The 22,678-nt window shown below is 55.3% G+C and carries 25 protein-coding genes; 11 read left to right on the top strand and 14 right to left on the bottom strand.

Annotation, left to right across the window (positions count from 1 at the left end; translation table 11 throughout):
- Nucleotides 1-45: 45 nt before the first annotated feature.
- The 7 genes from B5495_RS12625 to B5495_RS12595 all read left to right on the top strand — a co-directional run bounded on the left by B5495_RS12625 (nt 46) and on the right by B5495_RS12595 (nt 5,449).
- The gene (locus tag B5495_RS12625; protein WP_231897190.1) at nt 46-582 is read left to right on the top strand and encodes a DUF3261 domain-containing protein; all 537 of its coding nucleotides are present in this window, start codon (nt 46-48) and stop codon (nt 580-582) included.
- Nucleotides 567-1,751, top strand: a complete 1,185-nt coding sequence (locus tag B5495_RS12620) for a beta-ketoacyl-ACP synthase (RefSeq protein ID WP_079554243.1) — start codon at nt 567-569, stop codon at nt 1,749-1,751. The genes B5495_RS12625 and B5495_RS12620 overlap by 16 nt, the downstream gene beginning before the upstream one ends.
- On the top strand, nt 1,748-2,236 hold the full coding sequence (locus B5495_RS12615) for a hotdog family protein (protein ID WP_079554241.1): 489 nt from the start codon (nt 1,748-1,750) through the stop codon (nt 2,234-2,236). The genes B5495_RS12620 and B5495_RS12615 overlap by 4 nt, the downstream gene beginning before the upstream one ends.
- Nucleotides 2,233-2,958 carry a 3-oxoacyl-ACP reductase FabG gene (gene fabG / locus B5495_RS12610; protein WP_079554239.1) on the top strand — a complete coding sequence of 242 codons (726 nt, stop codon included), beginning with the start codon at nt 2,233-2,235 and terminating at the stop codon, nt 2,956-2,958. Before B5495_RS12615 ends, fabG begins: the two co-directional genes overlap by 4 nt.
- On the top strand, nt 2,958-4,232 hold the full coding sequence (locus B5495_RS12605) for a beta-ketoacyl-ACP synthase (protein WP_079554237.1): 1,275 nt from the start codon (nt 2,958-2,960) through the stop codon (nt 4,230-4,232). The genes fabG and B5495_RS12605 overlap by 1 nt, the downstream gene beginning before the upstream one ends.
- 103 nt (nt 4,233-4,335) lie before the next feature.
- Nucleotides 4,336-4,818 (top strand): excinuclease ATPase subunit, encoded by a 483-nt coding sequence (locus B5495_RS12600; protein WP_231897189.1) that lies wholly within the window; start codon nt 4,336-4,338, stop codon nt 4,816-4,818.
- Nucleotides 4,819-4,831: 13 nt separating this feature from the next.
- Complete coding sequence (locus B5495_RS12595; protein WP_079554235.1) at nt 4,832-5,449, top strand: 4'-phosphopantetheinyl transferase family protein; 618 nt, start codon at nt 4,832-4,834, stop codon at nt 5,447-5,449.
- A gap of 172 nt (nt 5,450-5,621) precedes the next feature.
- Here the strand turns inward: B5495_RS12595 and B5495_RS12590 are convergent, their stop codons facing one another.
- The 3 genes from B5495_RS12590 to B5495_RS12580 form a co-directional block, all read right to left on the bottom strand.
- Nucleotides 5,622-6,056: an Sbal_3080 family lipoprotein gene (locus B5495_RS12590; protein ID WP_197685624.1), complete on the bottom strand. Its 435-nt coding sequence runs from the start codon at nt 6,054-6,056 to the stop codon at nt 5,622-5,624.
- 138 nt (nt 6,057-6,194) lie between these two features.
- A complete protein-coding gene (locus tag B5495_RS12585; protein ID WP_079554231.1) occupies nt 6,195-6,584 on the bottom strand; it encodes a hypothetical protein in 390 nt (129 codons plus the stop codon).
- 11 nt (nt 6,585-6,595) lie between these two features.
- On the bottom strand, nt 6,596-6,982 hold the full coding sequence (locus B5495_RS12580; protein WP_079554229.1) for a tautomerase family protein: 387 nt from the start codon (nt 6,980-6,982) through the stop codon (nt 6,596-6,598).
- Between the two features lie 239 nt (nt 6,983-7,221).
- On the opposite strand from B5495_RS12580, the gene B5495_RS12575 reads away from it, so the two are divergent.
- Nucleotides 7,222-7,929, top strand: coding sequence for a hypothetical protein (locus B5495_RS12575; protein ID WP_079554227.1), 708 nt, complete (start codon nt 7,222-7,224; stop codon nt 7,927-7,929).
- Nucleotides 7,930-7,992: 63 nt separating this feature from the next.
- Nucleotides 7,993-8,439 carry a hypothetical protein gene (locus B5495_RS12570; RefSeq protein WP_079554225.1) on the top strand — a complete coding sequence of 149 codons (447 nt, stop codon included), beginning with the start codon at nt 7,993-7,995 and terminating at the stop codon, nt 8,437-8,439.
- A gap of 86 nt (nt 8,440-8,525) precedes the next feature.
- Here B5495_RS12570 and B5495_RS14780 read toward each other — a convergent pair whose 3' ends face one another.
- The 8 genes from B5495_RS14780 to B5495_RS12540 form a co-directional block, all read right to left on the bottom strand.
- Entirely contained in the window at nt 8,526-8,675 is a 150-nt protein-coding gene (locus B5495_RS14780; RefSeq protein ID WP_172824570.1) for a hypothetical protein, read from the bottom strand.
- A gap of 305 nt (nt 8,676-8,980) precedes the next feature.
- Nucleotides 8,981-9,412: a DUF6641 family protein gene (locus B5495_RS12565; protein WP_079554223.1), complete on the bottom strand. Its 432-nt coding sequence runs from the start codon at nt 9,410-9,412 to the stop codon at nt 8,981-8,983.
- Nucleotides 9,413-9,475: 63 nt separating this feature from the next.
- Nucleotides 9,476-10,108, bottom strand: coding sequence for a hypothetical protein (locus B5495_RS12560; RefSeq protein ID WP_197685623.1), 633 nt, complete (start codon nt 10,106-10,108; stop codon nt 9,476-9,478).
- A 79-nt stretch (nt 10,109-10,187) separates the two neighbouring features.
- Entirely contained in the window at nt 10,188-12,230 is a 2,043-nt protein-coding gene (locus B5495_RS12555; protein ID WP_079554221.1) for an acyltransferase family protein, read from the bottom strand.
- Nucleotides 12,231-12,272: 42 nt separating this feature from the next.
- The gene (locus B5495_RS12550; RefSeq protein ID WP_079554219.1) at nt 12,273-12,455 is read right to left on the bottom strand and encodes an H-NS family nucleoid-associated regulatory protein; all 183 of its coding nucleotides are present in this window, start codon (nt 12,453-12,455) and stop codon (nt 12,273-12,275) included.
- Nucleotides 12,456-12,672: 217 nt separating this feature from the next.
- On the bottom strand, nt 12,673-12,990 hold the full coding sequence (locus B5495_RS14715; protein WP_154045267.1) for a hypothetical protein: 318 nt from the start codon (nt 12,988-12,990) through the stop codon (nt 12,673-12,675).
- Between the two features lie 149 nt (nt 12,991-13,139).
- Complete coding sequence (locus tag B5495_RS15145; RefSeq protein WP_079554217.1) at nt 13,140-13,454, bottom strand: DUF6626 family protein; 315 nt, start codon at nt 13,452-13,454, stop codon at nt 13,140-13,142.
- A 912-nt stretch (nt 13,455-14,366) separates the two neighbouring features.
- Nucleotides 14,367-15,785: an IS1380 family transposase gene (locus B5495_RS12540; protein ID WP_079550240.1), complete on the bottom strand. Its 1,419-nt coding sequence runs from the start codon at nt 15,783-15,785 to the stop codon at nt 14,367-14,369.
- Nucleotides 15,786-15,836: 51 nt separating this feature from the next.
- Between B5495_RS12540 and B5495_RS12535 the strand changes: the two genes are divergently transcribed.
- Nucleotides 15,837-16,403, top strand: a complete 567-nt coding sequence (locus B5495_RS12535; protein WP_079554215.1) for a tyrosine-type recombinase/integrase — start codon at nt 15,837-15,839, stop codon at nt 16,401-16,403.
- A 15-nt stretch (nt 16,404-16,418) separates the two neighbouring features.
- Here the strand turns inward: B5495_RS12535 and B5495_RS12530 are convergent, their stop codons facing one another.
- The 3 genes from B5495_RS12530 to guaB form a co-directional block, all read right to left on the bottom strand.
- Complete coding sequence (locus B5495_RS12530) at nt 16,419-17,654, bottom strand: tyrosine-type recombinase/integrase (RefSeq protein WP_079554213.1); 1,236 nt, start codon at nt 17,652-17,654, stop codon at nt 16,419-16,421.
- Nucleotides 17,655-17,816: 162 nt separating this feature from the next.
- Nucleotides 17,817-19,394, bottom strand: a complete 1,578-nt coding sequence (gene guaA / locus B5495_RS12525) for a glutamine-hydrolyzing GMP synthase (RefSeq protein ID WP_079554211.1) — start codon at nt 19,392-19,394, stop codon at nt 17,817-17,819.
- Nucleotides 19,395-19,457: 63 nt separating this feature from the next.
- Nucleotides 19,458-20,927 carry an IMP dehydrogenase gene (gene guaB, locus B5495_RS12520; protein WP_079554209.1) on the bottom strand — a complete coding sequence of 490 codons (1,470 nt, stop codon included), beginning with the start codon at nt 20,925-20,927 and terminating at the stop codon, nt 19,458-19,460.
- 264 nt (nt 20,928-21,191) lie between these two features.
- Here guaB and xseA point away from each other — a divergent pair, with 264 nt between their 5' ends.
- Nucleotides 21,192-22,532 carry an exodeoxyribonuclease VII large subunit gene (gene xseA, locus B5495_RS12515; protein WP_079554207.1) on the top strand — a complete coding sequence of 447 codons (1,341 nt, stop codon included), beginning with the start codon at nt 21,192-21,194 and terminating at the stop codon, nt 22,530-22,532.
- The last annotated feature ends 146 nt before the right edge of the window (nt 22,533-22,678 follow it).

Genomic DNA, 22,678 nt, shown 5'->3' with positions numbered 1-22,678 from the left:
CTTGCCCTCACGCGGTACGCGGCCGTCTTGCTGAGACCTGTTTTGATGGCAGCGTTAACGACGGTGCTGTTGGCCGGCTGCGCCTTGACGCCGCCCGGTGCGCCGCAGCCGGCGCTGGCGCAGCTGCCCGATATCGACTCCCAAGTGCAACGGCTGACGTTCGTCACCGGCGAGCGCCAGCAGGTGCTGCTTGGCGTTTTGCGTCATCAGGATCAGACCCTGCGGCTGGCGCTTTTAAGCCCTCAAGGCCAGCGCCTGCTGACGCTGGTGCAGGACGACCAGGGGACTCGTTTTCTACCCGATGCCAACATCGAGCCGCCTTTCAGCGCCGACTGGCTGGCCAGCCGGCTCAGCTGGAGCCTGTGGCCGGCCCAAGCGCTGCGACAAGCCTTTGCCGGTTCGGACTGGCGGCTGGCCGACAGCAGCGCCGAAAGGCGGATATATCGGGGGCCGGTGCTGGTCGCACGCCTGTCAGGTGACCGTGATTGCCGTATCATCCATGATCTGGAAAGCGACTATCGCCTGTATATCGCCACTCTCGACGACAACGCGCGAGCGACTGACACATGCCCAACCCCGTAACGCCCTCTTCCTGCCGTTTGCACCCGCCGGCGCTGGTCTGCCCGCTGGGCGATGAGCTGGCCGGCATCGGCGCCAACCTGTTTGCGGGGCGGCGCGGCCTGACCACGAGTGACGCGTTCACGCCCGGCCGGCCGCTGCCCCTCGGCCAGGTCACAACGCGGCTGCCGGATGATGCCGACTGGCCGGCAGAGCACCGTTCGCGCAATAACCGCCTGCTGGCCGCCGCGCTGGAGCACCTCGCACCAACCATTGAGGCCTTCCGGCAGCGCTGCCCGCAGGCACGTATCGGCGTGGTGCTGGGCACCAGCACATCGGGCATCGGTGAAAGCGAAGCGGCTATCGCCACGCAGCAGGACACCGGCGAGCTGCCGGCGGATTTCCGCTACCAACGCCACGAGATCGGCGCGTCGGCGCGTTTTATTGCCGAACGGCTGGCGCTGGAAGGGCCCGCGTACACCCTGTCGACCGCCTGCACCTCCAGCGCCAAAGCGCTGACCAGTGCCCGCCGGCTGCTGGCGAACGGCACCTGCGACGCGGTGATTGCCGGCGGCGCCGACAGCCTTTGCGGCCTTACCGTCAACGGGTTCTCCGCGCTGGAAGCGATCAGCGACACGCCTTGTGTGCCCTTTTCCGCCAACCGTCGCGGCCTCAATTTAGGCGAGGCCGCGGCGCTATTTCTGGTCACCGCCGAGCCCGGCGGGATTCAGCTCAGCGGCTATGCAGAAACCAGCGACGCCCATCATGTTTCCGCGCCACGCCCCGACGGCGAAGGCGCGCGCCAAGCCATGCAGGGCGCGCTGGCCATGGCCGGCGTATCACCGGCCGAGGTGGATTATCTCAATCTGCACGGCACCGCCACTGCCTTGAACGACAGCATGGAGGCTCGGGGCGTGGCCGCGCTGCCCGGCGGCACCGGCATTCCCTGTAGCTCAACCAAGGCGCTGACCGGCCATACCCTTGGCGCCTGCGGCGCGCTTGAAGCGGCATTCTGCTGGATGGCACTGGAGGCCGGCCGCCTGCCACCACAGGTGAATGACGGGGCAACCGACCCCGCGCTGCCGGCGCTGGCGCTCACCGCTGGCGGCAAGGCCCGGCTGCGCTACGCGCTCAGCAATGCCTTCGCCTTTGGTGGCAACAATATTGCCCTGCTGCTGGAGCGCACCCCATGACACCTACCCCTTGGCGTATCAACTCACGCCGCCCGGCCGCCGGGCTGGTTCCCCACAAGGGCGCCATGTGCCTGCTCGACGACGTGCTCGAGGCCGACGCCGAGCATCTGGTGGCCGAAGTCACCCCGCGCGACGATGACCTTTTCGCCGCTGCCGAGGGCATTCCCGGCTGGGTGGGCATCGAATGGCTGGCGCAGGCCATCGCTGCATGGTCCGGCCAGCGCGCCATCAGCGCGGGCGGCTCTCCGCGCCTCGGCTTTTTGCTCGGCACACGGCGCTACCGCTGTCAGGTAGAGCATTTCGCTTTCTCCCGCCCGATACGCGTGGAGATTACCCTCGATTACCAGGCCGGCAACGGGCTTGGCGCTTTCACCGGCCGACTGCTGGATGACACCGGCACCGAATGTGCCAGCGCCATCCTCAACGTCTTTGAGCCGGATGATCTGCAGGCGCTTGCCGGCCCGCAACAGGATGACCCTTCATGACCGATACTCTGCTCGTCACGGGTTCCAGCCGCGGCATCGGCCGCGCCATCGCCCTGCGCCTGGCGCGGGATGGCTTTGATATCGTGCTGCACTGCCGCACGCGCCGCGACGCCGCCGAAGCGGTGGCCAAAGAAATCCGCGCGCTGGGCCGGAACGTACGCATCTTGTGTTTTGACGTCGCCGATCGTGACGCCGCCCGCCAGGCCCTCGAAGACGACGTGGAAACCCACGGCGCCTATTACGGGGTGGTCTGCAATGCCGGCATCACCGCCGATGGCGCTTTTCCGGCGCTTTCCGACAGCGATTGGGACAGCGTCGTGCACACCGGGCTGGACGGCTTTTACAACGTGCTTAAGCCCTTGACCATGCCGATGATCCGGCGCCGCGCCCCCGGGCGCATCGTCGTCATGTCGTCGGTATCGGGGCTGATGGGCAACCGCGGCCAGGTCAATTACAGCGCCGCCAAGGCCGGGCTGATCGGTGCTACCAAGGCGCTGGCGGTAGAACTGGCCAAGCGCCGGATTACCGTCAACAGCGTAGCCCCTGGGCTGATCGAGACGGACATGACCGCCGAGCTGAGCCAGACCGACGCGCTCAAGGCCATTCCCATGCAGCGCACCGGCACCACCGACGAAGTCGCCGCCACGGTGAGCTTCTTGTGCTCAACGGATGCCGCCTACATTACCCGTCAGGTTATCGCCGTCAACGGAGGCATGTGCTGATGAAAGCTGAAACAAAAACTCACCGCGCCAACCGCGAAGACGGCCTTGGCCGCCGCGTGGTCGTCACCGGCGTTGCCGGCTTTTCGCCCATCGGCAATGACTGGCCGAGCATTCGCGCGCGCCTGGCCGCGCATGACAACGGCGTGCGCCACATGGAAGCCTGGGACGTCTACGACGGCCTCAATACCCGCCTTGGCGCGCCGGTGGAAGACTTCTCCCTACCCAAGCATTACCACCGCCGGGCGATACGCAGCATGGGGCGCGGCGCGCGCATGGCCACCCGTGCCAGCGAACTGGCGCTGATCGATGCCGGCCTGCTCGACGACCCGCTGGTCTCGAGCGGGCGCATGGGCATCGCCTACGGCGCCTCGGCGGGCGAACCCGACGCGGTGGCCGATTTCGGCAACATGCTGATCAACAAGTCCACCGACGGCCTCAACGCCAACTCCTATATCCGCATGATGTCGCACACCGCCCCGGTCAACATCGGCGTTTTTCTCGGCGTACGCGGGCGCATTCACACCACTTCCAGCGCCTGCACCTCGGGCAGTCAGGGTATCGGCTACGCCTACGAAGCCATCCGCTTTGCGCGCCAGACGGCGATGATTGCCGGCGGTTGCGAAGAACTTTCGGCCTCGGAAGCCGCGGTGTTCGACACCCTGTTCGCCACCAGTACGCTCAACGACACCCCGGAAGCCACGCCCCGCCCCTTCGATGCCGACCGCGACGGGCTGGTCATCGGCGAAGGCGCGGGCAGCCTGATTCTGGAAGATATGGCCCATGCCGAGGCGCGCGGCGCACCGATTTACGCCGAATTGGTCGGTTTTGGCACCAACAGCGACGGCCGCCACGTCACCCAGCCCGACGCCGCGATGATGGAGCAAGCCATCCGTCTCGCGCTCGACGATGCCAACATCACGCCCGAGGATATCGGCTACGTCAGCGCCCACGGCACGGCCACCAGCCGCGGCGACATCGCCGAAAGCCTGGCTACCCGAGCGGTGTTTGGCGAAGACATCCCGATCAGTGCGTTCAAGAGCTTCACCGGCCATACGCTTGGCGCCTGCGGCGCGCTGGAAGCCTGGACCGCTATCGAAATGATGCGCGAAGGCTGGTTTCACGCCACGGCCAATCTTGAAAACGTCGACCCCGAGTGCGCCCAGCTGGACTACCTCACCGGCGACGGGCGCCGCCTCGACTGCGACTACATCATGAGCAACAACTTTGCCTTCGGCGGCATCAATACGTCGTTGATATTTCGCCGCTGGCGTTAAGTTTTTGCCAAAGGCATTGAGGCACCAACCCCACGGATGGCTGGCCGTCCCGCGCTGCCAGCGTCCACACACCACCCCAAAAAACCAATAAGGAACATGGAAGATGATGAAAACAACACAGGGAACAAAAGGACTGCTGGGCAAAAAAGGCCTGCTGGTGCTGGCCGCTACACTACTGGGCGGGCTCGCCCTGACCTCCACGGCAGAAGCCCGGGACACCGTACTGATGCTGCCCGTTGAACAAGCCATGAACCTTCCCGAGGCAAAGACCCAGCTGGATTCCAACATCCGCTTTGTCTTTGGCAACACACCTCACGCAGACGTTGCCGAACAGCACGGCAATTTCGTCACCAATAAAAAGACCAACGCCTTCAACAAAAGCGATGAAGAAGCCTGCCGCTGGGTCATGCTCTCAGCCCTGCTCAGCCTGCAAGACCGCGTGCGGACAGAAGGCGGCAATGCGGTGATCAACATCGAGAGCTTTTACGACCGCGAGCCGATGTCATCCAACGATGAATACGAGTGCCATGCCGGCATGCTGATGGCGGGCGTCGCACTGCGCGGTGATGTCGTGACCCTGCGCTAAGGGCGGCACTGGAATGACATATCGCCTGTCACTGTTGATGGCCCATTGCGGCAACAGCGGCCATCAGCAGTCTCACCGAGGCCGCGAGCTACTCTCGCGGCTCGCCGCGGACCAAGGCGTTGAGTGCGCCGTGGAAGGCTGGACCCCGCGGGGGAGAAAAGGCCCGCCCGTGCATCCGGCGTTGGCAAGCAGCGACATCGCCTGCCTGAGCCACCGCGATGACAAGGTCGTCGCCGGGCTCGCCAACTGCCCGGTAGGGATCGACCTGGAACACGCCCGCCCCCGCCACAGAGAGCGCCTTGGCGAACTGCTGGAATGGCTGCCCGAACCCCGCGTGAGGCAGGCGATTCTTGAAAGCGATGACCCGCTAGCCGCGTTCTACCGCGCCTGGACCCTGCACGAAGCGCTTTACAAACTCGCCTGCATCGAAGGCACCCCGCCCGCCGCAGCGCTGGATACACGGCTGGCAAGTCTTGCTCCCCACGGCCCCATTCACGCCTGGCAATGGCAAATGGACGGCTGGACGCTGTCGATTTGTGTGCGTAATTCAGGGCTTTGTATTACGCATGGAGACGATAGCCCGCTGATTAACGGGCTTTGTGTAGTGGAGAGTTCTTTCTGGGGTGGGTAAGCATTCGAGCTTATAGCTGCGACAGGCATTGTGCGGCTGGGGAGACAGCGGCACTTCAAGCCCGAGACTCCATGCTAGTCGGTCTAATGCCGAAATAAGCGGCGTGCAGTCTTTTCGCACGTCCAGCGGAGGCCCGAAAGAGCCGCAGCGGATGTGAGCAATTCTTTATATGTCACTTGTAATTAACCAAGAGTTTATCAAGGACTGGATTCATTTTGCTCTCGGTACTCGCCCATTTATTGAGAGCTAAACCGCCGCCTCCATTCAGGTGATATTCCGCATAAGCAACTTGCCTACTATTTTTAGTGTGTAACCAAAGCTCAGCGTGAGACAAGTACGTTGCGAAATCCCAAGAACGTAGGGCAGTATAGGTGAGCATAAATTCACAGTTGGCAGGCAGGTCACTCTCATACACCTTCGTTATAATCCCATGCCTAGTGAAGCCTTGCCTCACAACATTAAGAAAATTAGGGACGATTACCTTCTCGTTCTTCTCGATACAGACATTCTCAAGAGTCGTTGAGGCATCCAATGGCTGAACTTGGATAGAAGTACAACCGCCGACTAAAAGAGCGACACCCACAGATATAATTGATAAAAACCTCATGCTTTTCTCCATATGATATGACGTATAATGCTTAGTTTAGCGGCGACCTTGTAATGAAGACGAAGCCGCAATGAAAAAGACGTCCGCCGTCCATCGGTCGCGCACCACAGCAACTTGTTAATTGGATATTTCGATGTATCATCGGGGCTTGATGCGCCCGAAATCCCGGCGCAGGTTCGAGCGCAGCGCCTTTTTGGAATCCAGCACTCGGGCTTCACCATGTTCTCGGGCAAACACCACCCAGTGCCAGAATGGCCTGCCCTGCTCAACACGCCACTTGATCGCCAGCAGCGCTTTATCCGGCAGGCACTCCCAGGACGTAAAAGGCGTTTCATCAGCGGCAACCGCAACGCCCAGCTCGCGCAAAAGGCGGCGAACGTGCGCCGTCTCGGACCACAGCGCGGTATCCCCGGCGTAAATGCCCATCGCATTGGCGCAGCGCTTCGCCTCGGCGTAGCTGATACCCGCAAGCGCGGCACTGGCGGCAATGCCGCAGCCGGTGGGTTCTTGCTGAATGACGGGGTTCATGTCAGTGCCCCTCACACCTTGACCGCATACTTCAGATCACGTGCTTCATCGCCGGTCATGCCACGAAATCCCCAGCAGTGAGCCGGCTGCTCCTTGAGCGTAATTTCCACGTCTACCGGGGCAATGCCCACTTCCGATTCGATTCGGCTGAACAACTCCTTTATCAACGCCTTTTGCGTGGCCGCCGTGCGGCCCTGCATCATGTTGATCTCGATCACCGTGTAGGCCGGCGAACGCCCGCCCGGGTAGTAAAAATCCTCGGCGTCCAGCGGGATAAAACGATGCGCCCGCTTGTCTTCCGGCATGCCCAAAACCGATTGCATGCAGCCGTGAATGACCTCGGAAAGCCGCGCCTTGAGCGGGTTGAGGTGTTCCTTGATGCCGTAGATGATGATCATTGTGCTTCCTGTATGGTGTTTTACCGTATACCGAGAGGCAGAATTGATGTTTTTGGCAGTAGGTGTCTAGTCCCGAGAGTGTCATGGGGCCAGCTCACGAAACGGAATAAATCGTACACTAAATCAAGCAAATCCTCTGTAGCTTTCGAGCATGCGGGGGGGGGCACCGAACAAACCATTCAAGTTCTTGATCCAGCCGCCGATAGTGCTAGGTAGACCTGCTCAAGATAGGAGCCCCCGTGGCCATTAACATCAACCCCAACGCTTTTTCTCCCAGCGCGACGGGAACCAGGCCTGCCGAGCGCGCAGCCGCCACGAGCGACGCCCGTGCTGCAGCGTCAACTTCATCCGGCACCATCGTTCAAGACGGCGTATCACTGAGCACCACCAGTCGCCAACTCGCCCAGAGCGCCATTCAAGCCGAACAACGCGATGCATCGCTGACGCGATCACAGCTAGCCGACGAAGCATCGCGGCTGCGCGATCAATTTAGCGGGAACACATACAACGAGGCCGCCGCCGTTCGCGAGGTGCCGGATACCGACGACCCGGCGCTTTTGGAGCGCGCCAAACAGGCCACGGATTTCACGCAAAGCCACGGCCAGCGTGGCACGAACCCGTTTGCGAATCTATCGGACGATCAACTTACGCTCGTGATGTATGACGACAGCGGCAGCTACACCACGAACGAGCGGCGTGCCGCGTATTTAGAACAAACCGACCGCCGTCAAGACTGGAAAAAAAGTGTCGTGGCAGCGGGCATGGCGGAATATAAAGCGACCGGCCAGAACGACAAATTCTTCCAGAATTGTATTGATTACTACGAAGGATTGCCGCCGATTGAGCAGGCGCAGTATCCAGTCGATTACGTCGAACGCCGGCAACACTGGATCGAGAACAATAAGCCTTATTCTGGGGCACCAACGATTAACGCTATCGACCGCTAATTGCATCGTGGGGTTAATCAAAATCGTCGAATTAACGACGGTGACAATACCAAGAAAGGGGGAATGGAGATGAAAGCCAGAGTAATCGGAATTTCAGCGTTTGTCGCCATGATGGGGTTCGCTAGTGCCGCCCTCGCCGGCCCACCAGTCGCTATTACCGTCAAAAACCAGTCACCTGATGCTGCGGAATATTACCGAATTGGCGATCAGGCCGAAGAAACATATCAGAATGCCTCACCAAAACCCGATGACGTCATCGAATCCTTCGATGAAGATAACTATGGCGTACAAAGCCCGCTCAGCCCGGATGTCAATTACGCGCGCGTGTACTACTCGGCTAATGGCACAACGTGCAATTTCTTCACGTCCTACGTCGCGTTGCCAGGGCCGGGCAGCTCGACGTTTCCGAATTGGAACGTAGACGCAACGCCGGCTTCGAACTGTACGGCGACCATTATCGACACCGATTCGCTCACTGGCGCCTGGTCAGTCGAATTCGTGATCGACTAAACACATAACAACAAAAACCCGCCGTTTGGCGGGTACCGGGGGCAACGACCAGCAGCAAACCAGCGGTTACACACCGCGGCCGCTCGTCAGTGTTGCTCATTGGCCTGTTCAAGCACGCGTTTCTGGCGGGCGATAGCGTTGCTGATCACCTTGTTGCGCAACGCTTGCTTCTGCTCCGCCGTCGCATTGCGCGCAAAATGGGTCAGGGGAGTCGATTTCGCGAAGCGATTCTTCATTATCAATCCTCACCTACGAGCAGACGATGAACCGCATCCATCCTGCAGTTCACCGTCGTGGCTCATGACCAGCAGCGAGCGCTTACTCCCATTCAATAGTGACGTAGTTTTTTTCTTATTTATTATCAGTATTTTATTTCTATCTCATAGTGCGTGTGCAAGTATTGTGTAACTCCCGCATCACCCTGCACGCTTTTTATACGCGTAAGTTTATATTCGATTTCAATAACCTACGCGCTAACCACTTGCACATTGTACGACGAAGAACACACTAAAACGCAAGTGCGTTCTTCTATTCCTTCTGCTCACTTGTTCTTTTGTGTCACACGTCTGCCAAACTGCGCCTGTTGCTCTATCAGCGTATCTAACTCGCCAGTCTCGACAGCTTCTTTCAATTTAGTCAGCGTGCTTTCTACCTCGGCTTCACTGTTCAGCTCGATAGCATTTTTTCCCTTCGCAAATTCTAAAGACTTGCTGCCATAGCGCACTACTAGATTCACTTTGCCGTCCGCAGTTTTTGCCCACCACCGCTTAACTCGCTTGGGAACTTCAACCTTTTTCTGATTGCCTTCGCTATCTGTAACCCACTTCGTTTTTGTAGGTGTATAGTCAGTGTCAGCTGCGAGCAGTGACTGTTCCTCGATTTTAGCTATTAGCTTGCGACGGCGAACAGCAACAGGATTTTTATCCGAAAATGGCGTATAAGCAACGAAGTTCAAACTATCTAGTACTTTCATAACAGTCTCCTTTTAAGCACAACTGCATTGTGCTTTCAGAGCAAACTTACTGTCATTCGAAATTTAGTCGTCCAGCTTGAGAAATCCCTCAAGTTTCTTCCACGTCGCTTCTTCTTTATCGTTATCTACAACAGTATCGCAATTTTTTAACTCATCAATAGCACGCTCAACAACACTTATTTTTACATCAATTTTCTTCAATATGCGGCTATCATCACGTTGTTTATCAATGCTGCGCGATGTCACTAAACGCGGTAAGTTACCAAGCGAAGAATCAATCAAGCTACCGTGTCCGAAGTCCAAAGTTCTATCGAACCACATCTGCAAGGTTGCATCCTCAAAAACGGTTTCTTGCAGTATTTCTAACGCGTCTTCACACAAGCTTTCTCGTTTCGAATCGCATTTATATGCAGCAGATTTCTTGCCCTTGCGATGATAAGCGCTTGCACGATTATCCATCATAATCGCTTCCTTCAGCTTAACTTCGTAACGCTTCAACTCGTCTGGCTTATCTCTTAACTCTATCCTCAAGTCCTTCTGTTCATTCCATTCAAGCTCAATTTGTGCATACTGTTCTTCTGTAAGCCAATGCTGTAGCTGGCGATTTTGCACGTTTTCTCCGCGCTTGAGTGTGCCTACTATTCCTTCAAGTTTTTTAAGTATTCGTTTCTCATATGTTTCTAATTTAGAACACATCTAACTTCCATCCAACTCAGCAGAGTATATGCTATTCACTTGACTAAAGTTTTTTATTGATTTTAGCAGCGCTCACTCATCATCGACTAATTCCATTTAAGACTTTTTTCATACACAACTCTTGCGGATGCATTCCATCGTAAAAATCGGCTGACATACATCCATTAACTTTCGGATTATATGAGCCAACGATGTTCACACCCAAATCCGACGCTATATCTTTAAGATATCTTTCGATTTCAATATGAACCGAGTTGTTGGACAACATTTTTGAATACAAGTTTGGATGATAAGGCGAGAACACAAAGTAAACCTCGACACCACTCCTTTTAAGCCACGAAACCAAATTAGTAAGATTAGTTTTTGCCTTAACATCAATTTCAAAATCTTGCATATTATACTTCAACAAATTATCAAACCCTTTCTTCATTTCGTTTTGAGTAGTAGATTGATATTCGTCGTTATAGATGTGAAAACCGTCGTAAGCTTTCTTTGCAATACCTTCAACATCACCGCCTCTTGCCACAAGAGAGCCGGAGTTAAAATTTATTGCATTATAGGCTTTTTTGAAAAAACTGAAATCAGAACGCTTACCGGGCAAGTCTCTTTCTGATGGACTAAAGAAAGCTTTACTATTCAGTGTATTAGACTCTTTTTTTGCAATTAATTTCGCCCAATGTTCGTATAATGAAGCTACAGATTTCCATCTATCTTTTGCGTTAAAGCGATTTAGTAACCAGGGGTCAGCTCCAATTAAAACTCTATTTGGGGAGACTTGCATTACCGCCTCTCCAACAAACGCAACATTATCTTCAATAGATGCTGAGCTAACAGAAAGATTGAGCACTGACTCATTTAATGTAGCCGTACCTACTTGCATCATTCGGCTCGAACCCATAACTAAGGTTTCAACATTGTTTAATGGCAGATTTAGTCGCGATGAGACAAAGCTTCGTTCATCAATGTTAGAGAAATAGACAAATTCAGAAGTCGATAAATCAAGCGCCAACTGCTCTTCGACGTTCTTTGACACTTCGCTTGATAATAACCCAAAGCTCAATAGAAAAATCAGAGACACAGCACTTAACGAAAAAACTGATTTAGGTGAAAAAATTTCTCTTTTACGAAACGGGTTTTCAACATAACGCCAACTAAGGTATGCCAAAATAAAAGTTACCAAAATTAATAATAGCGCCAAACCAAGCCCTAGCTCGATATTGCCTATTGTAATGCGCGTATAAACTAATACTGGTTGATGCCACAAGTATGCCGAGTAGCTTATTAATCCAATGCTAACAAAAGCTCTCGAGCCTAATATTTGCGCAGCATATGTTTCTTTGGCGCCATACAAAATGAGTAATACAACGCCTAAGACTGGAACCAATGCATAAACACTTGGAAAGGGTGTGCTTTCATCATAAGCGAAGATAGAAAATATAATGGCAATTAAGCCAAGTATCGAAAAATAATTATTAGCTTTTACCCCACGCTTCTGAACAGAAAATGCTGCGATTGAGCCAGCAAACAATTCCCAAGCACGTGTTGGTGCCAAGTAAAAATTAGCCGTCGGTTTATTTCTCCATCCCCACTCACTCAAGGCTAAACTTAATAGCGAGAAAAGGACTATCATCCAAAAAACTTTACTCTTTCCGAATCGCCAAGCAAAAAACATAAAGATTGGGAACAGAACGTAATACTGCTCTTCTACAGCCAAGCTCCACGTGTGTAGTAACGGATTTAATTCGGCTGAGTCTGTAAAATAGCCTTCACTTCGCCAAAAGACAATATTAGAAGTAAATGTTGCTACACCAAGCAACGAGAATCCAAATTTATTCAACTCTATTGGATTTAGTAGCACCCAAGCACAAATAATAGAAAACAGAGAGACAACAGCTAAAGCGGGTAATATTCTCCTAGCCCGTCGCTCATAAAAATTAACGAGACTGAATCGTTTTTTTTCAATATCTTCAATAAGTATTGTTGTAATCAAATAACCACTAATCACAAAAAATATATCAACACCGACAAACCCGCCACTAAAAGACTCAAACCCAGCGTGAAATAAAATTACTGGGACAACAGCAAGCGCTCGCAAGCCGTCAATTTCGGCACGATATTTCAAAAATAGAACCCCTAAAAATAAAGAAAGGTAATTGAGCAGTGTTTATTTGGCTTTAGGCTTGCGCCCTTCGGCTAGTGTTCCTTTCAGATGTCCTGCAGTAATCTTAAATTCTTTGCAAAGTTCACGTACTTGTTTGATGACAGCCTTACGCTCATTTTTCCTCGCATCTTCCATCTGCTTTTCAATAGCTTCTTTCTCTGCCTTCAACTCTAAATATGCCTTCATTACATCGACTCCTTGTACCTAATTGAATTCTCAGAGTGCACACTAAAGTACAGCCAAGCAAACGTCCAGCACGTTTTTCTGCTGTCTACAAATTCGGACAGAGGGATTCGGCTCATACTATTTGAATCACGCCTCGCTATGCCAGTCTAGCGCTTGAGAAATTGATAATGGAGATAGCAGAAAACCGTGCAATTTGATACTGTTTTTGCACTATCGGTTAGCTGTCGCGTTGATTGGATAACGGCGAACGCGGACGGACGGGCTGCGTCGATTTTGATTTGGGCTCTGACTTTGATGGCTGAGGCGTTTTCTGAAACTGGGGTACGATACGTTTTACCTTTTTCTCTTTCGGCACCACTACCGTTTTCTTTTTCACATCCGGCGCACGAGCTTTTCGAGCTTGATTCACTACGTCCTTACTGCTGTCTATAATTAGCTCAAGTGCAGCTAGCTTCGTGTCATAGTTCGATTTGTCGATGTTAGCGCGAATGATTTTTAGTGCTCGCTGTATGTCCTGTAGTGCTGTATTGCTCATTTCCTTTTAGCTCCCAAAGTTTAGTGAGTGAGTGCAAAATCACCACCTCAAATCTGTAAGTACTCCACCGCTTGAAATTGCGCGGTAATTTTTGAATTTACGCAATAGCTTTTTTTAGTAACGAGCCTGGCGGTGTCGTTTAAAAATCTCTAAATATTTATCTCATCCATCCACGTCGATTCCGCGTTGGAATTTATCTGCTGATGGCATAGCTCGCTCAACTCAATAAACTGCGCACCCATTTTTTTATGCTTATCTGTCGCCGTCATACAGCGCCCGTAGTGCTGTAGCTTGCTAGCACATATAGCCAACGTACCAACACTGGGCTGTGCGCACTTAAAGCGCAGCGTGCGCATATAGCACTCGCTTCTGCACAACCAATCTCTGCTAAATTCGACTTCACTGCCAACAGCACCTATCTGCTGTAAAAGTAAAAATACATCGTTTAGAACCGTTTTCTGCATAAGTTTGCTCTCTGTTGATAAATAACTGTAGGTATACTGCAATTAACCACTGCACGTATTTATCTGTTTACAGCGCCTAAAAAATGACGTCGAGTTTGCCAACGCAAGTTGATGCCAACAGAAATTCGTCCGCGCAGTTGCTCTAGCAGAGGCAATTTTAGTAGAAGAGGAACAAGACTTGAGGCTGATAAAATCAGTACCTTGTATGTGTTGTAGCGGCAGTGTTTGGCTGCTCCAGCATTGCGTTACGATTAACTCAACGCACGTAAAAGCAACAGCGTAACCCCGCTTACACCAGCACCTGCCTGGTTGTGCGCAAACACTGACAGAGGAACTCACATAAAATGTAGAACTGTTAATTTGAGGCGTAAAGCCTCACTTTGACTTCAGAATCTACATAAATCACCAAAAGCAACTGACAAAAGCTACGCTGATGTGCTCGATTGAAGCGACAGCGGAGTGAGACACAGAAAGCGTTTGAGGAAGTGCAAAGCACTTACGCAATACACAAGGAATATATAATAAAATAGTTAAACTCTTACATTCAGACATAACTGTATGATTTAGTTAGTCACTTTTCCATTACTGCTTCGATTGCTCAAAACAAACATCAGAAAATATACTGTAAGCACGAAAACATTATATTTGGAGCAGATAATGGCGCAGGCAAAGACATTAACCCGCCTTATTCATCAGGACGCCGAACGAGCGTTTTACGTCCCGTGGTGACCGGGACCGACCGGCTTTTATGTCATACGGTCGCTGAGTAGCCGATTAGCACATAGCTTTATCGTATCAATGCCGTGATATTTATAACTGAAGTTCATTGGTTTCGAGTGACGGCGCAGCCGTGGTCGTCGGCCTCCATAGTGGCCGTTTTGTCTGCTGGAAAAGGCTGAGTAATGCGACGTGTCAGGTCAATGCCGTCAGCCGCGGCAACCCTTTCAGTAAAGATGGCCACCATTTATCGGCGGCATCGCCGAGGTGCACGGTGATGCGCCGGGCGTGCACTGTCAGCGTGGCGGCCACCTTAAGCACCTGCTCGCGCATCCGCTTCAGGCTCCAGCCCTGCCGGGTCTGTCGTTCCAACAGGCAACGCAGCCCGTGTAGCACCTGATAAGCGCAGAGAGTCAGCAGCAGGTTTACCTCGTTGCGGGCCATGACGTCCTGGACGGTGGAGACACCGCGATCAGTCGAGGAGAGATGCAGGTCGAGCGCCGACTTCACCTCGCCCATGTGGGCTTCGGCGCTGCCGCGCTTGCGATAAAGCGCCAGGACCTTTTCCGGCGGCCAGTTGAACTTGCCGAGGTTGGTGACCAAAAAGAAGGCATGCAGCAGCAGATCATCGGGCCGCTCTTGTACCACCAGCACCACGCGCCGCGGCGCCGGCCAGGTACCGGCTTGGTACGCCAGGTCATGGCACCATTCCCGAGGTTGCTCGGGGGGCCGGCCGCGTGGCCGCTTCAGATGTGGCGCTGCCAGTGTCTGCAGGCCCGTATGACTGCGCAACCGGCCCAGATACTCGATGTCGCGATCTTCCAGCGCCTCAAGCGTGTCGTTGTCGGTGAAACCCGCGTCGATGCGTACCTTGACCTTGGCCCCGGTGCTCTCGTTGAGTCGCCGCACCAGATGTGGGATCCAGGTATCGGCATTCTCGGCTGGGCCGGCGTTACCTTCACGCAGCAGACCGCCCACCATGTCGCCGGTCTCTGCCAGCGAGGCCACCAAAGGCGAGTAGATTCTGGCCCCGTAAAGTCCATGAAACGCCGAACCGCCCTGGTGGCCGTGGACGTCGATCGGCAAGCCGTCGATGTCCAGCGTCAGATGCTCGGGGCGTTCGCCGCCGTCCAGCGAGGTCAGTCGCCAGACCGCCAGCCGCAGCAGGCCCTCATGCACGGTATCGATATTGTCGTCGCGGCCCAGGCACGTCAGCAGCCGCGACAGCGTCGCTTGAGATGGCCGGTCCTGAGCCAACGGCGTTGTCCCGCGGGCATCACTGCAGGCTAGCTGCCAGAGCGGGTCACGGCGGAGCGTGTCGGTATCGCTGAGGTCGATCCAGCCCATCGAACGCTGCAGCACCAGGGTACGCAGCTGGCTGGCTAACGAGTGGCGGACGCGATCCGGGTCGCGATGATCGACCAGATGGTCGTCCAGCGCATCGATCATGCCGCTGTTGTCGAGGGCTTCACGCAACAGCAAAGCACCGCTGTCGCTGGTGGTGCGATGGCCGCTGAGCTCGACGCGGATGGACCCGTTGCATGACGGGGTCCAGGGGGATAGGCTTTCACCCATGGCGAGTGGTCCTCTTGAGTCAAGTTCGGTTAGGAACATATTGATTCTACAAGAGAAACTGCTCGCCATCTTCTTTTCTGTCTCAGCCCGGTGAATAAGGCGGGATTAAACAAAGCAGAACTGAAGCGCGTGTTAGACGTCACAAAATCGTGCAGTAAATATGCTGAGCGCGATTGCGCGATGCTGCTGCTCACACACTGGTGCGGAATGAGGGTTGGTGAAGTGGCAGCGCTGCGCGTTGAAGACGTACTTGAGAGTAATGGCGCTGCAAGAGCAGAGTTTACGTTGGAGGCAAAACGAACAAAAAACAAAAAAGCGCGCACTGTATACGTTCCGGCTCGTATGCAGAGGGAGCTGCAACGCTACACACAGCAAGCGCTAGACGGCGTATGCAGCGGATTTTTGTTTACGACGCAAAAGAGCCAGCGCTTCAGCTCTAACACTGCTACACAGCTTCTACAGCGCTTGTACGCACGAGCGGGGATTACTGGAGCAACTAGTCACAGCGGACGTAGAACGTTTATTACGGAACTAGCAGCGAAAGGCACTAGCGTGCGTGTGTTGGCAGAGCTTGCCGGACACCAGAGCATTGCTACAACGCAGCGCTACATCGACATCCAGCCACATATGCTCCGTAACGCTGTAGAACTAATCTAAGAGTGTTAACGCGCTTTAGATAGGCTCAATTGTGCCATCTGCATTACGACGATAGTCTGCAATTGCGTTTGTTAGCCGGATTTCATCGTTCAAATGATAATATGTCCGTTCAATCTGCGCTACGCTCGTTCCACACATATCAGCTATCTGCCGAAAATTAAGTCCACTCATAATACGCTGCGTAATCATAAAGTGACGCAAACTGTAGGGCACTAAGTCGCGTGTTGCTCTGTCTGCTATATCAGCCAAGTCAATCATCTTGTGAAAGTGATACAGCAGAGTGCGTTTGCTTAACCCGTTCTCTCCATCTACTGTAAACACAAGCTCATCTTCACTACCTGGCTGCGTTATTTTCCGTAACCGTTCAAAATATTGTCCGTTTCGGCATAGGAATGTTCGGCTTGTGCGCACTTTACTAGTCTCTGCTCGTACGCCTATTCGTGCCAATTTTTGTTCAGTGCCACTCACTTTGTGACGCTCTATTTGCACATCACTCCAACGCAGTTGTCGTTGCTCACCAACACGCAAACCACTGTTCGCAGCTATCAACACATAGTGCTGCACGATTTTTCGCGTTCTAAGTTCATCACTATCTAACTTGCTCTGCTTTGCACAGTAAGTGCGCATCGCACGGTATAATTTTTCGTACTCGTTGTTAGTCAGTGTTGCCCTGCGTATCGCTTCATTACCTCTGTCCAAGCGCGGTAATTTCTTAAACTCAAAGCCATCTATATGCGTTTCGCCATTTTTATTCAGCCACTTTATACACGCATTGATTGTGCTTTGTTCGTTTTGCACAGTGACTTGTTTGACGTTGCCATTAGATGATTTGTGGCGATGGTAATAATAGCTTTCGCAATCAGTACGCTCCAACTCTTTAAGCTTAGTATCCTTACCAATAAATCCTAAAAAGTGCTGCAAGTGCGTAGCTATTGTTGCCAAACGTCCACTAACAATATGCCCTAACTCAACGTCACATTTCCGAAAGTTCAGATAAAGTTCAACGCCCTCCTTCGTTGTAATACTGAAGTAGGCTTTGCCTTGCTGTAAGTTAGAGTAGATTTCTAAATAAGCAGCTTTGCCGCGTTCTACAGCAGTATTCTGGTTCCGCGTGCGTAAACTTTTTCGGGCATACTTTTTTTCTTTCCCAAGCCACATTCGAAACTGCCAGTATTCACCGCGTTTGTAGATGACGGCTTCATCAAATATGGCAATTTCTTCTTCTGCAAACTGCTGTTTTTTCAATACCACGTTCCCGCCTCACGTAACTACTGCTCGCAGTAGTCGCAATTTTGTGTAGCTTTACGTGTAACTGTAAGCGGAAAACGCAATTAAAACAATGGCTAAATTTTTTATGAGAAACTTTTGTGTAACTTTATTTTAGTTATTTTTCAGTTAGTTAGACACGCCTAACTACTCCCACTCAATGGTTGCAGGCGGCTTGGATGAGACGTCGTAGGTAACGCGGGAGACGCCTGCCATCTCGTTGATGATGCGGTTGGAGACGGTTTCCAAAAGCTCGTAGGGCAGATGCGCCCAGCGTGCGGTCATGAAATCGACCGTTTCTACCGCGCGCAGCGCAATCACCCACTCGTAGCGGCGGTTATCACCGACCACGCCGACCGATTTCACCGGCAAAAACACCGCAAACGCCTGGCTGGTCTTGTCGTACCAGCCGGCTTTACGCAGCTCTTCGATGAACACGGCATCGGCGTCGCGCAGGATATCGGCGTATTCTTTTTTCACTTCGCCGAGAATACGCACGCCAAGGCCGGGGCCGGGGAACGGGTGGCGATACACCATATCGGCCGGCAGGCCGAGCTCGACGCCAAGCTTGCGCACTTCGTCCTTGAACAGCTCGCGCAGCGGCTCGACCAGCTTGAGCTTCATGGTCTCGGGCAGCCCGCCGACGTTGTGGTGCGATTTGATCACCTGCGCCTTGCCGGTCTTCTCGGCGGCGGACTCGATGACGTCGGGGTAGATGGTGCCCTGCGCGAGGAAGTCCACGCCGTCGATCTTGCCGGCTTCTTCGTCAAACACCTCGATAAAGGTGTTGCCGATGATCTTACGCTTGGTTTCCGGGTCGGCCTCGCCTGCAAGCTTGCCCAGAAAGCGCTCTTCGGCCTCCACGCGGATCACCTTGACGCCCATATGGCTGGCAAACGTCTCCATCACCTGATCGCCTTCGTTCTTGCGCAGCAGGCCGTTGTCGACGAATACGCAGGTCAGCTGGTCGCCAATCGCACGGTGCAGAAGCGCGGCCACCACGGACGAGTCCACACCGCCGGAAAGCCCCAGCAGCACGTGGCTATCGCCTACCTGCTCGCGCACGCGGGCGACCTGATCCTCGATGATCTGCGCCGGCGTCCAGAGTTTTTCGGCCCGGCAGATGTTCACCACAAAATTCTCAAGAATGCGCTGCCCCTGCAGGGTGTGCGTCACTTCAGGGTGGAACTGCACGCCGTAAAACTGCTTTTCTTCCCAGCTCATGGCCGCGTTCGCACAGCTGGGCGTGGAGGCGGTCACGGTAAACTCTGCCGGCACTTCAGCGACCTTATCGCCGTGGCTCATCCACACGTCGAGCAGGCGCTTGCCGGAATCTTTATCCAAGTGGTCGGCGATGCCCTCGAACAGCGCGGTGTCGGCATCAACGCCGACCTGCGCGTAGCCAAATTCGCGCTTGTTGGAGCCTTCTACCTTGCCGCCCAGCTGTTCGGCCATGGTCTGCATGCCGTAGCAGATGCCAAATACCGGCAGCCCCATGCTAAACACGCACTCCGGCGCGCGGGGCGAGCCAAGCTCGGCGACCGATTCCGGCCCGCCGGCAAGAATAATGCCGTTGGGTTGATAGTCGCGGATTTCAGCTTCGGTCATATCGAAGGCGCGCACTGCCGAATACACGCCGAGCTCGCGCACGCGGCGGGCAATCAGCTGGGTGTACTGGGAGCCAAAATCAAGAATCAGGATTTTATGGGCGTGAATATCAGTCATCGCGGTGTCTCTTGAAAGCGAGCGGCGAGGTTTGCCCTCGCCGCCGTGTGTCGCGTTTGCCGTCTAGCCGGCGCGGTAGTTGGGTGCTTCCTTGGTAATCTGCACGTCGTGGACGTGAGATTCGTTGAAACCGGCGCCGGTAATTTTGACAAATTCGGGCAGGGTGCGCATCTGCTGCACGTCGCGACAGCCGGTGTAGCCCATGGAGGCACGCAGCCCGCCCATCATTTGGTGGACGATCGCACCCATCATGCCTTTGTAAGGCACGCGGCCTTCGATGCCCTCGGGCACGAGCTTCTCGGCGCTGGCGCTGGCATCCTGGAAGTAGCGGTCGGCGCTGCCCTGGCTCTGCGACATAGCGCCCATGGAGCCCATGCCACGGTACGCCTTGTAGGTACGCCCCTGATACAGCTCGACCTCGCCGGGCGCCTCTTCGGTGCCGGCCAAAAGCCCGCCGACCATCACCGTGCTGGCGCCGGCCGCGATCGCCTTGGCCAAATCGCCGGAGAAACGCACGCCGCCGTCGGCAATCAGCGGAATATCGTAGGGTTCAAGCGCTGCCGCAACGTTGGACACGGCGGTAATCTGCGGTACGCCCACGCCGGCCACAATACGCGTGGTGCAGATGGAGCCGGGGCCGATGCCGACCTTCACGCCGTCGGCGCCGGCTTCGGCCAGCGCTCGGGCGGCATCGCCGGTCGCAATGTTACCGCCGATCACCTGAATCTGCGGGAAGGTTTGCTTGACCCAGCGCACGCGTTCGATCACGCCCTGCGAATGGCCGTGGGCGGTATCCACAATTATCGCGTCAACGCCGGCTTCGGCCAACGCGGCCACGCGGTCCGGCGTTTCCGGGCCGGTGCCCACGGCAGCGCCTACCAGCAGGCGGCCGTCGCCATCTTTGGCGGCCATCGGGTAGGTGCGGGCCTTTTCGATGTCTTTAAACGTCACCAGGCCACGCAGCCGGAAGTCGTCATCGACGACCAGCATTTTCTCGATGCGATGTTCCTGCATCTGCGCTTTGATCACGTCGAGCCCGGTCCCTTCCGGCACGGTAATCAGCCGCTCGCGCGGGGTCATGATATCGGCCACGCTGTCGCCGTGGTTGGGCTGAAAGCGCATATCGCGCTCGGTTACCATGCCCACCAGCGTCTGCCCTTCGATCACCGGAAAGCCGGAAAAACCGTTTTCCCGCGCCATGGCCAGCAAGTCGGCCTGCTTGGCCTGCGGCCCCACCGTGACCGGATCCTTGACGATAACGCTTTCGTGCTTTTTAACCTTGCGCACTTCCAGCGCCTGCTGCGCCACCGTCATGTTCTTGTGGATAATGCCGATGCCGCCTTCCTGCGCCATGGCAATCGCCAGACGCCCTTCCGTCACGGTATCCATCGCCGCCGACACGAGCGGGATATTGAGTGCGAGGTCACGCGTCAGGCGGGTCTTCAGGATAACGTCATTGGGCAGCACGTCAGAAAAACCGGGAACGAGGAGTACGTCGTCAAACGTAAGCGCTTCTTGGGCCATACGTAGCATAGCGGCAACACCCAGGTTGAAGTGGGAAGAGGGGGCGTGAAAGGTTAGTCCCCTATTGTAACGTTTTGCACGGCTTTTCAGCAATGCAAATGCGCATACGTCACCGTGCCGCCACTACTGTTGCCAGCGCATTTGGGCTAAGCTCGACGGCCTTTTCCACCGCCGCATTTTCTGTCCGTTCAGGCAGCTTTTATGCTGTGCACATGGCCTGTTCCAGCAACAGCCCGGCACCCAATCTACCCACGACTGACGCAGCCAACGCCTATGCCCACTGACAATAAATCGCCCCTTTCCGTCAGCCAGCTCAACCAGCAGGCGCGCCGCTCCCTTGAGCGCGGCGTGGGCGAGGTCTGGGTAGAAGGCGAGCTTTCCAACGTCGCCCGGCCCGCGTCGGGGCACGTCTATTTCAGCCTCAAGGATGACAGCGCTCAGGTTCGCTGCGCGCTGTTTCGTACCCAGGCACGCTTTGTTGCCGCCCCGCTGCAGGACGGCAACCAGGTCAGGGTGCGCGCGCGGGTCTCGCTGTTTGAACCCCGCGGCGACTACCAGCTGATCGTGGAAGCGGTGCAGGCCGCGGGGCTGGGCGAGCTGCTGGCCACTTTCGAGCGGTTGAAAAAGCGCCTCGACGGCGAAGGTATATTCGCCAACGCGCGCCCGCTTTCCTATCCGCCGCGGCGGCTGTTGGTCATTACCTCAACCAGCGGCGCGGCGGTGCGTGACGTGCTCGCGGTGCTGGAAAAGCGCTGGCCGCTGGTGGAGGTGACGGTGATTCCGGTGGCGGTACAGGGCGAAAAAGCCGCGCCGGCGATGATTGCCGCGCTCGGGCTGTTGAATCGCCAGTCGCGCCTTGAGGCGGATAAAGACGTGATCCTGATGACGCGGGGCGGCGGCAGTCTGGAAGATTTGTGGGCGTTCAATAATGAACATCTGGCCCGGGCGGTATATCACTCGCGGCTGCCGGTGATGTCGGCCGTGGGTCACGAAGTCGATTTTACCCTGGCCGATTTTGCCGCCGACCGCCGCGCGCCGACGCCGTCTGCTGCCGCCGAACAGCTGGTGCCCGACCAACCCACCCTGCGCAACGATATTGCCGAGCAGCAGCGGCGGCTGAAACACGCCATGCGGGCGCGCCTTGAGCGCGACGGCCAACGCCTGGACGCGCTGCGGGCACGGCTGCGCCACCCCGGCGAAGCGCTTAATCAAAAGCGCCAGCAGCTAAACGCCCTGAACGTGCGGCTTGAGCGCGCCGCGCACAAAAGCCTCGCCGCGCGGCAAAGCGCCCTTTCGCAGCTGGAAAAACGCCTGCAGAACCATCACCTTGACCGCCGCCACCGACAGGAAAGCGAGCGTGTGACCGCGCTTACCGGCCGGCTGGAAAACGCCATGCGCCAGCAGCTGCAGACGCGTCAGGCGCGCCTGACGTCAGCCGCCCGGGAGCTTAACGCGGTCAGTCCTCTGGCGGTGCTGGGGCGCGGCTACGCCATTGCCCAGGACGCGCAGGGCCAAGTGGTTCGCCGCGCCGCAGATACCACCCCCGGCCAGCGGCTCAAGCTGCGCTTAGGGGAGGGTTGGCTAAGCGTGGACGTGAAGCGGCGTTATCAATAAGCGCGCCGGCGCCCTGCACGTAAGGAGCAGATCGAAATGCCAGTGACACTTGCGCCTCACGCATGAGCGACGAACGCCGGCTTGTCATGCAGGTGTCAATACCATGGAGCATCATGACTCGCCGATTTAGTAAGATGATACGTGCT

The sequence above is a fragment of the Vreelandella subglaciescola genome (genome assembly GCF_900142895.1).
In the GTDB taxonomy this organism is placed as follows: domain Bacteria; phylum Pseudomonadota; class Gammaproteobacteria; order Pseudomonadales; family Halomonadaceae; genus Vreelandella; species Vreelandella subglaciescola.
Note: the sequence above shows the minus strand (reverse complement) of the source record. Positions and strands in the feature narration are given on the sequence as shown.